Source organism: Halorientalis sp. (assembly GCF_028275115.1).
In the GTDB taxonomy this organism is placed as follows: domain Archaea; phylum Halobacteriota; class Halobacteria; order Halobacteriales; family Haloarculaceae; genus Halorientalis.
In genome coordinates this window covers 1-9,165 of the sequence record NZ_JAQCNH010000008.1, presented here as the reverse complement: position 1 = coordinate 9,165, position 9,165 = coordinate 1, and the positions used below count along the sequence as shown (strand labels likewise).

Sequence of the window (9,165 nt, the reverse complement as noted above, 5' to 3'; positions counted from 1 at the left end):
TCATACCCGCACTGCTGACACTCGAACGACTCCCCGTTCCGGTTATCGTCGTGGGTAAACCCACACGTCGAACACCGCTTCGACGTGTTGCGCGGGTCAACCTGCACGGCTTCGACGCCGTGTTCTTTGGCTTTGTATTCGACGTACTCGTAGAGGCGTCGAAACGCCCAAATGTGTTGCCACGTCGCCTCGGGGATGTTCTCCCGAATGTAGGTCAACTCCTCGAACACGATGTGCGAACAGTCGTTCTCGACGGCCTCCTCGATAAGTTCGTTCGCCACCGTGTGCAGGTGTATCTCGAACCGCCCGTACTCTTTCTGTCCGACTGACTCGATGTTTTCGTGGGCGTAGCGAGAACCACACTGTTGAAGCGACCCACGACGCTTTTCGTACTCTCGACGCCAGTGGTTGAACTCGTCTGCCGACCAGAATCGCCCCGTCGAAGCAACGGCGAGGTTGTTCACGCCCAAATCCACACCAAGGACTGTTCTGTGCTTGGACTCAGATTCAGACGTTCCCTCGTCGGCTTCGACTTTCAGCATCGAGGCGTGGAGATACCAGTCACCGTCTCGATATTGTAAGTGCGCCATCCGAAACTCGAAGTCCTCGTCGGAGACGTGCTTCGTCGGCGGTGTCTCCGAGTCGTCGGGGAGGACGTAATCGCACTCGACGCGCCCGTCTACGGTCGAAAGGGAAACGTGGTCGCGGTGGACCGTCGCGCTCCGCTTGTCGTAGACCGCGCTATCAGCAGAAAAGTGCGGTTGTGACGTGTTCTCGCCACGTTCGAGACGCGAGACTCCACTTTTGACGGCCTCAACTGCCCTGCGAATCCCTTTCTGGACGAGATTCGCGGTGAGGTTGGTTTCGTCGCGGAGTTGGTCGTAGAGGGCGCGTTCGGCTTTGGCTTTTGAGGTGACGTGGTAGCCGTCGTCGCCGTGCCAGCACCACTCCGAAGCGGTGTTGGCGCAGTGTTTGAACTGCTCGACAGTCTCTCGAAGGGAGGCGTCGGCTCCTTCGGGAGTTTCGAGTTTGATGACGGCGGTACGACGGTATTCCACTACGTCTTCACATATATATAGTGTTATTTATATGCTGGGGAGTCGGCCTGCCATCGTAGCGTGTGTTGTGTCATCGGTTGTCGGCTTCCTCCCCGACCTCAAGGGTCGGGGCATCCGCCTCGTACCGCCTGTGAACTGGACATCACTAACCTACTCAGTTCGTCAGTTGAGCTCTGAGCGTGGGTCCCCTCCAAGAAAATCTGCGCACACCGACACTCTCCGAGTCGAGTATTGTCCTGTTCGGTCTCCTTCTTAGGACTGTCGGCCTCACGTCGCTGGCCGCTGCAGTCGGACTCGGACTCGTGTTCGCTGGAACGGTTTATGTCGCCGTCGAGGCGGCAGCAGTCGTCCGTCTGTCACCGGTTTTAATCACTCGTGGCGATGGCGTTGCTCGCATACAGCGGCGTTGTCCGATTGACTAGTGGACTCCTGATCGGGACTGTCGTTCGTGGTGCGCCGTACAGTCGAGTCTCGCCACCGGCGAGCGGTCCGCTCGCTGTGTCACACCCGAACAGTGTTCGGTGGTAGCAAAGGCGTCGAGATGGGTCACACGGCTCTTTGTGTGTGAGACGCACCCACGCCTGCCAGGACCCGCTCCCGGAGTAGAGTTCGTGTGCTGAGGGGCCTCAGCCGGGGCCCTGCCAGCGTGTTGCCACTCCGGTTGCCCCGTCGACGGTCGCCCAGACGGTCACCTCGTCGCCGTCCGGGTCGACGGCGACGCTAAGCGTGGTCCCGGCGTCGACCTGTTCGTCGTCGCTGATGTCGCCAACGCGGTCGGTGAACACGCTCGGTCCTTCCTTCGGACGTGCGACGAGCGCGTCCGCGCCCGTGTCTGCCGTGACCTCGATGGTAAGGCTTCCATACTCACCCATATCCGGTGGTTCGTAGGTGAACGACAGCGCCTCGGGCGGGACGGCCTGCTCCGCGTCATCGGCCGTGAGTTCGGCGGTCGGGACGGAAACCTCGGTGACGGGACCGCGCTCACCGTCGTCGTTGACCGCGAATACCGTCACCGCGTCACCGTCTGGGTCGACCTGCACCGGCACACCGAGGTATCTGTCGACCGTTCCCTCCTGCGGGCTGACCCTGTTGTAGCCACCGGACTCCGCCTCCGCCCGGACCGCTGACGCGTCGGCCTGCCCGACGACCGCGGCCCAGAGTTCGCCAAAGGGACTGTCGAGTGGCGGTTCGTATCGGAACGCCAGTGACTCCGGCGGCAGGATGGCTCTGGCTTCGGCACGCGAGAGCCCGCCTGCCGTCCCGTCGTCACTCCCGGCCGGTTCGGGAGTCGCGCCGCTGGCGTCCGACTCCGAGGTTTGACGTCCGTTGTCCTCTTCGTCGGTGCTCTCGTTTTCGGTGTCGTCTCCGCCGTCGTCGAGGCACCCGGCGAGCGCTGCCACAGCACCGACGCCGAGCAGGAACGTCCGGCGACTTCGGTCACCCGTCTGTCCGCCGTGGGAGTCGTTTCGGAGTGGAGGGGACATCTGTATGCGATTTCTGCGTACAGGTACGAACCGCCATCCAATGATCCTTCCTGTCGCATTTCGGGCTGCGTAACGCCAGGCAAGATTTTTATCCGGTCAGGAAATGCGCGTGGTGGCTTCGTTCACCAATCCAGACTCGACGCCGATCACGAACGAGTCGACTGTGACACGTTCCACAGCCAACTCGAGAACGAGCGTCACGCCGTCTCCTACCGCATGGACGGTCTCGAAGCCCCAGAGGTGATAACACACGGGCAGGCCACCTCTCGAAGCAACATCGACGACAAGCAGTTCCGGGACCGACCGGTCGAGGGTGATACCGTGACGGGCACCATCCACGAGACGAGCGCCGTCGAGACACCCGTCATCCAAAGCGGCCACCGTCGAGAGTACACTCGTCAACTGCGCGGTTATCAACGAGGAACTACTCGACGTCGACCTCGTGGAACGGACGTGTACCGATTATATATCGTCTCACACGACGACTTCACCTGAGAGAGCACGAGCGACTCGCCGAGAACCGACAGACTCAGAGAGCCGACTGAACCGGACTCGCCGTCCCCGCAGCCCATGTCGACTCTTCGCACGTTTCGGCGCGTCCGGCGCGACAGGCATCGCTCTCGTCTCCGCCGACCCGACACGACAGGGCAACTCGAACGGACCGCAGACGACGGCTGGTCCGGCAAAGCGGTCGAACACCTCGTCGGCATCGTCACGGTGACCGGACGGAGGGCTCTGTTGGTCCGGACAGTTCCGTCACGGATCGGCTGTGAGCCGTGCGTGCCGAGGCCAGCTTCCGACCTGCACGTTTTCCAGGGCGGTGAACGGACCTCGCAGGACAGAACACTACCTGCGGACACTCCGAGGTCTGTTGTTCACGGCGCTACGGTGGTGTCGTGACGCCGGGTGGGGAGTGTAGACGGTCCGTTCGTCGCCACCGCGGCGGAAACAGCCATCATGTTAGTCGGGGCGACAAAGGGTATTTTATACACTATTCCTAAGTTACGGGTGAACGATTGTGCACGCGGAATTTGCGACGGTAGATACCACGGTCGATCTACTCAGATACGTGGCGGAAGAGGTTAGTCTGGCCTTCGAACAGTGGGGGAACCGCTACGCCCGTGGTCCGAGCCTGTATTTCCTCGTCCTCTCCGGAGTACGGTTCGATTCGTTCGTGGACGGACTTGGGGCGAATCGCTGGCCGGTCGAGAGCGCCCGCGTGCTGCCGGATGACTTCACGGCGGCCGTTCGCGTCGCATCGGACGTTGCCTTCGACTGTGACGGTGCGATCATCGTGTCCGCCGACGGTACCTTCCAGGAGCGGATGGTCCGGGTCAGGTCGACGCCGGCCCATCGGATACCCGACGTGGAGTATCCCGACTGGATGAGCGCGAAGCATCTGAACGCGTTCGAGGCCTCGACCCGGGAGGGAGTGCTGGCGGCCGTGACCCTGAGCGAGGAGAACGGTCGCGTGACCGTCTTCCGGGGCGGGAGCTACGAGAACCACGAGCGCGACGAACTCGGCGGCCGCTGGCGGGTGGATTCGGAACTCGTCGTGGACGCTGCGCCGACGAGCGGAGGTGACAGGAGCCGTGAGTAAACCTGACGAGACACCGTCGGTGGGTGACCCGGAACTCGTAGCACAGCACTCGACGGTCGACACGCTCATCGACCGACTGGTCGACGTGGCAGAGAGTCTGAGCGTGGAGTTCGACCGGTGGGAGGAACAGTACGTCAGCGGCCCCAGTCTCTACGTGGTTGTCCTCGCCGACGCAAACTACGGCCAGTACGCCGACCCACTGGGTGCGAACACGTGGCCGACCGATGTCGCTCGGGTGGTCCCCGGCTCTCCGGAAGCGTTCGTGACGGCGGCCGAGGAGGTTGCCTTCTCGCGAGACGGTGCGGTCATCGTCACCGTCGACGGGACGGTACAGAGACAGATGGTGCGAATCAGAAGCCCAAGCGCGAAAGAAGTCGAACGCCGCGAGGAGATCGACTACGCCGACTGGATGGGGACCAAGCACCTGAGTGCCGTCGAGGTATCGACCCGGGAGGAGGTGCTGGCGGCCGTGACGCTGAGCGAGGAGGACGGTCGCGTGACCGTCTTCCGGAGAGGCAGCTACGAGGACCGCGAGCGCGACGAACTCGGCGGCCGCTGGCGGGTAGACCAATGACCCAGTCACCGGTTCCAGGATGTGTAAGCCATGCATGACGAGGATATGGCATCCGAGGCCAGCGAGTTCTGGGCCCGCCGCCGCGAGTTCGACTCCTCGCCCGGCGGCGATGGCAGTGGCGACGTGGGCCGACAGCTCGTGTTGCTGGCCGACGTCGTCGACGACGCCGTTCGCCCGGCCCACGACCGAATCGCGGGCGAACTCGACGACTTCGACTGTCTCACTCCGTCCCCGTTCGAGACGCTCCACCTCACCATCAAACTGTTTAACGTTCCCGCCGAAGCGACCGACGTTGACGACCCCGCGGTCAACCGCATCGGCGAGGCGATATCTGGTGTCGTCGAGGATACGAGTCCGTTCGAAGTCACGTTCACCCGTTTCAACCTCTTTCCCGACGTCGTCTACGCGGAGGTCGATGCAGCCGGTCGTCTGGACGCGATGAACCGACGGCTGTGTGCCCAGCCCGAAATCGCGGAACTCGACCGTGACGCCGAGGGGTTCATTCCACACCTGACGCTCGGTTACTTTACCAACAGCACCGATTACCACGCGCTCGTCACGTCCCTCGAAACCGACCGCGAGGTGCCTCTCCCGGGACTCACTGTCGACGAACTCGCGCTCGTCGCGTACGAGGTTGGCAGTGGTTGGCCGTCGACGTACGACCGACTCGAAACCTACGAGCTGTGACGCCATTCCAGCGTCTCCGGACACCGACGTCGCACCGTCCCACTGGACCGACGTGCCGCTCGGCTTCGCGGCGGAGTCGGTGTCGCTGGCACGGCCGGTGAGCGGGTGGAGTGTTACCGCACGATCACAGCTCACGCAGTGCCTGATGACGTACGTGAGCCCGGACCTCGACCTGTTCTGTGGGTTCGTGGCAAGCGCCACGACGGACCCTCTCGGCTGTCCACGGCTCTCCGGCCGCCGTCTCGAACGATAGGCAGAACCCACAGGCACCGCACCCGGGGTGAGTCGTCCGAACTAACCGCGACCGGTCCGGGCGCTGCCAGAGCCTGGTGAGTCCGAGTCAGTCGTCTGCGACGACGCTATCCTCCCAGCCTTCACTGTGAATTCGCTCATCGGGCGCTCCGAGTTCGGTCAACCGATTTTTCGCCTGGACGACCATCGGCGGGACCCCGCACACGTAGAAGTCCCGCTCGGTGAACTCGTCGAACAGGTCGTCGAGGTGGTCCTGTGCGTATCCGATCCGCCCGGTCCACTCCCAGTTGGGGTCCGAGAGGACGAACGTCAGTTCGAGGTCCGGATTGTTCGCCGCCAGCTCGTTGAGCGTCTCCCGGTGAATGATGGTCTCCTCCCGCTTTTCGCCGAGGACGATATGTGCGTGGCCCGTGCCTTCGCGCAGGTACTGTCGAAGCATCGCCATCATCGGTGTGAGGCCCGTGCCGGACGCGAGGAACGCGACATCCCGACTCGTGTCGTCGAGTGACAGCGCGCCCTCTATCGGGCCGATTTCGACTGTGTCACCCGGTCGCTTCTGATGCATGTACGACGACGCCAGTCCGTCGTCGTAGCGTCTGATCGTCAGCGCCAACTCCTCACTACCGGGAAGATTCGTCGGCGTGTACGGTCGGACGATCTCCTCGTTGCCCGACTCGAACCGAATCGTCGTGTGCTGCCCCGGGTCGTAGTCGAACTCGTGGCCGGGGACCCGCAGGCGGAATCCCTTCACTCGAGGCGTGATCTGATAGGTGTCGATAACTGTTGCGTGGTGTGACATGATGAGTTGAGTCGCTGTCTGATGCCGTCTGAAATGGTCGTCGCCGCTGCGCCGAGACGGTCCAACCGCGTCAGGGCACAGGGTGTCGATTACCTGTCGTCTCGTCGAATGGCGGTACTCTCGCCCCTGCACGGCGTTCCGATACGAACTGGACGGGACAGTTCGAGAGGAATGCTACCGCCGGCGTGGATGGTACCGCGGTCTCTGTATCGAGCTGCGTTTCCATGGTAAAGATGGACAAACATAAACAGCGCGGCTGTCCGGTAGCATCGGGCACCCCGACGCGCTGTCCGTGCGCCCCTGCAGGGTACCCGTTCGAGGTGTATCGACACGGAGTGTACGGTTCCGAACTGAGGGGGTTTACGACCAAGCCAGAGACGTGCGCTGTAGACCGATTCCGGACCGCCGCCGAAACCGGCGACTGTGGGCTCTTTCGACCGTCATGTGTAGAGACCACGTCGGATCAAACGATCAAATAACAGACTGTTCGGACCGGTTGCCAGGGTCCGTAGTTTCAAAACTGCTAGGGCGTGGCAGCTGGTCACAGCGTCCCGGAGTGCCCACACGTCCCTCTCGCGAAGACGGTGACGCCCGTAACGGCCGGTTGTTCGCTGAATCCATCCGCCGTGTCTCGCACACGTCTCCCTCACCGGCGCTCGGGCTGCCACGGGCGAGTCTGGTCGAAAACGGCGGCAGTACCGGCGACGCTCGTGGCCAAGCAGGACGAGTTTCTCCTCGACCGGACGGCGGCGGCGCCGGGACAGATGGACGGTGTCGGCATCTGGCCGATGGGTGGTGCCATCGGGGACGGCGACCCATCGGCGTACAACTGGGCCGACAAGTCACACCTCGTAATCATCGAAGCTGCATGGGAATCCCACGACAGCCGCGCTCACATCGAGTGGGCCAGAGAAACCGAGCGACAACTGCGCGACCGCGGCGGCGTGGGCGCCTATCCGGGGTACGTCGAGGTCGACGAGACCGGTTGGGAAGACTGGACTCAGCAGGCGTACGGTGACAACCTCTCCTGCCTCCGGAGACAAAAGCCAGGGTCGACCCGTATAAAACCTTCGCCCGCAGTCTGAACATCCCGCCGGAATAGCACTGACGCGCCTCGGTGACGGCCTCCTCGATACGCTCCCGACCGGGGACTCGCCCCGGCCGGGTTCCTCGCCGTCTTCGCTCACGGGCAGGTCGCACGTGTTCCGGTGTGGCAAAAAACCAGCCGTCCGAGCGGTCGTCGACGAGACTCACGAGCAGGAACGCCGACGTGAGCGACACCGGGACCGCTGACCCGGCACGAAGGAAGCACGAGGCTGGACGCCGAACACTGGCAGTCGGTCACCGAAACGACAGAGTCCGGCGATTCCAGTATCAGCGAAAGCCGCTGGTCAACGCGTCGTCGCTCGTGTCGCGCTGGATGGAGACCCAATGTGTCACGCCCGAATCCTCGTCGGACTCCAGCGCGTCGACAGACCACCTGACCTGATACGGCTCGCCACTTTTTCGATAGTTCGTCGTCTCCCCGACGAAATGTCCATCTTCGGATAGATTCTCAGTGAGCTTGTTCATGACCTGCTCGCTGGTCTCCTCACCCTGTAGCATCTTGGGAGTCTCTCCGAGGGCTTCTTCTTTCCCGTACCCGGTCATTTGCTCGAAGTGCTTGTTCACGAACAGTATCTCTTCCTCCGGCTTGTCGTGTTCGGGACCGGCCGTAATCATGACACACTCCGGAAAGCGGTCTAAAATCTGCGCGAATACCCGCGTGTCACCGACCTCCGCGGTTATCTCTCCGTAGTCCATTGTTATGACACTAATTGAGGGCCCCTACTCATATAGTCTCCCTGGGTGTGCCGACTGCGGAGTCGGACCGAACTACAACGGGCATCGCCTGCGGACCGCCGGTTTGCTCCGTCGGAGACGGTTATTCGGGGCATCGGATGCGACACGTTGTGTCCATCCGGCGTCGAGCGAACGAACCGCCGACTAAACTGTGGGCACACCCGTCGATAGCCCTCAGCGAGCGCGTTCATCACTGTTGGCACGGCTCCACCGTCGGAGTCGGTGAACCGGGGTTCCGTTCTCTGACAGAGACGAACCACGTCGCCCGGCCGCCACCGACTCGGTCAGGAAAGCGGGCGCTGCTCCGCCCACGTCGACGTGATACTCGGCACCGTGTCGCCGGCGACGCGATGCCCGCCACGGTGTCGCCTGGTGGGGTGTCACTCAGGCCGTTCGCTGTGCCCGTAGCTCCGGGAAGTACCGGCCGTGAAAGTCAAACGGGATTGCGTGTGGAAGCTCCACCCGTGCCCGTTCCTCGAACTGCTCGCCGTCCAACACGAGGAGACGCGACTGGTCCGCTGCAGTGTCTAGCGCGACAGTCAGAACGACCCCTGCGTCCGCGGCGTCGCCCGGGCCGGGGACAAAGACCGGTTCCCCGAAGTACTCTCCACCTGCCCCGAACTCGTCCACCTCGCCACTCTGTGTGTCGTACTTCATAACGCCAGTCGCCCACTCGGTTGCCGGTTGGTCCATACTCATGGCGTACACGTATCGGTGTTGTTCACACCATCGAGCCGGTGAGACTGTCGGCAGTGAGGTGCCGTCGTCGTACAGCATCTCCCGGCTCACGCTCGCGTTATCGACCCCGTAGCGGCTGGTCTGTGACGGTGTGCCGAGGTCGACGGTGAACCGTTCGAGCCGCCCCGAGA

General features: G+C 62.8%; 10 protein-coding genes. 4 read left to right on the top strand and 6 right to left on the bottom strand.

Annotated features, from left to right (window positions below; translation table 11 throughout):
- The 3 genes from Q0964_RS01250 to Q0964_RS01240 form a co-directional block, all read right to left on the bottom strand.
- A partial coding sequence (locus Q0964_RS01250) for an RNA-guided endonuclease InsQ/TnpB family protein (protein WP_299262594.1) occupies window positions 1–1,058 on the bottom strand: 1,058 nt, incomplete at its 3' end.
- Window positions 1,059–1,684: 626 nt separating this feature from the next.
- Window positions 1,685–2,542 carry a hypothetical protein gene (locus Q0964_RS01245; RefSeq protein ID WP_299262591.1) on the bottom strand — a complete coding sequence of 286 codons (858 nt, stop codon included), beginning with the start codon at window positions 2,540–2,542 and terminating at the stop codon, window positions 1,685–1,687.
- 96 nt (window positions 2,543–2,638) lie between these two features.
- Window positions 2,639–2,914 carry a hypothetical protein gene (locus tag Q0964_RS01240; protein ID WP_299262589.1) on the bottom strand — a complete coding sequence of 92 codons (276 nt, stop codon included), beginning with the start codon at window positions 2,912–2,914 and terminating at the stop codon, window positions 2,639–2,641.
- A gap of 697 nt (window positions 2,915–3,611) precedes the next feature.
- On the opposite strand from Q0964_RS01240, the gene Q0964_RS01235 reads away from it, so the two are divergent.
- Genes Q0964_RS01235 through Q0964_RS01225 form a run of 3 tightly spaced genes read left to right on the top strand, consistent with a single transcriptional unit; the run spans window position 3,612 to window position 5,403 of the window.
- Entirely contained in the window at window positions 3,612–4,142 is a 531-nt protein-coding gene (locus tag Q0964_RS01235; RefSeq protein WP_299262584.1) for a hypothetical protein, read from the top strand.
- Window positions 4,135–4,716, top strand: coding sequence for a diadenylate cyclase (locus Q0964_RS01230; RefSeq protein ID WP_299262582.1), 582 nt, complete (start codon window positions 4,135–4,137; stop codon window positions 4,714–4,716). The genes Q0964_RS01235 and Q0964_RS01230 overlap by 8 nt, the downstream gene beginning before the upstream one ends.
- Before the next feature lie 30 nt (window positions 4,717–4,746).
- Complete coding sequence (locus Q0964_RS01225) at window positions 4,747–5,403, top strand: 2'-5' RNA ligase family protein (RefSeq protein ID WP_299262578.1); 657 nt, start codon at window positions 4,747–4,749, stop codon at window positions 5,401–5,403.
- Between the two features lie 340 nt (window positions 5,404–5,743).
- On the opposite strand, the gene Q0964_RS01220 is transcribed toward Q0964_RS01225, so the two are convergent.
- Window positions 5,744–6,454, bottom strand: a complete 711-nt coding sequence (locus tag Q0964_RS01220; RefSeq protein ID WP_299262575.1) for a ferredoxin--NADP reductase — start codon at window positions 6,452–6,454, stop codon at window positions 5,744–5,746.
- Window positions 6,455–7,164: 710 nt separating this feature from the next.
- Between Q0964_RS01220 and Q0964_RS01215 the strand changes: the two genes are divergently transcribed.
- On the top strand, window positions 7,165–7,539 hold the full coding sequence (locus Q0964_RS01215; RefSeq protein ID WP_299262572.1) for a hypothetical protein: 375 nt from the start codon (window positions 7,165–7,167) through the stop codon (window positions 7,537–7,539).
- 289 nt (window positions 7,540–7,828) lie between these two features.
- Here the strand turns inward: Q0964_RS01215 and Q0964_RS01210 are convergent, their stop codons facing one another.
- On the bottom strand, window positions 7,829–8,257 hold the full coding sequence (locus tag Q0964_RS01210; RefSeq protein WP_299262569.1) for a PAS domain-containing protein: 429 nt from the start codon (window positions 8,255–8,257) through the stop codon (window positions 7,829–7,831).
- A gap of 423 nt (window positions 8,258–8,680) precedes the next feature.
- Window positions 8,681–9,165 (bottom strand): carotenoid oxygenase family protein (locus Q0964_RS01205; protein ID WP_299262567.1); only part of this gene is annotated, 485 nt, incomplete at its 5' end.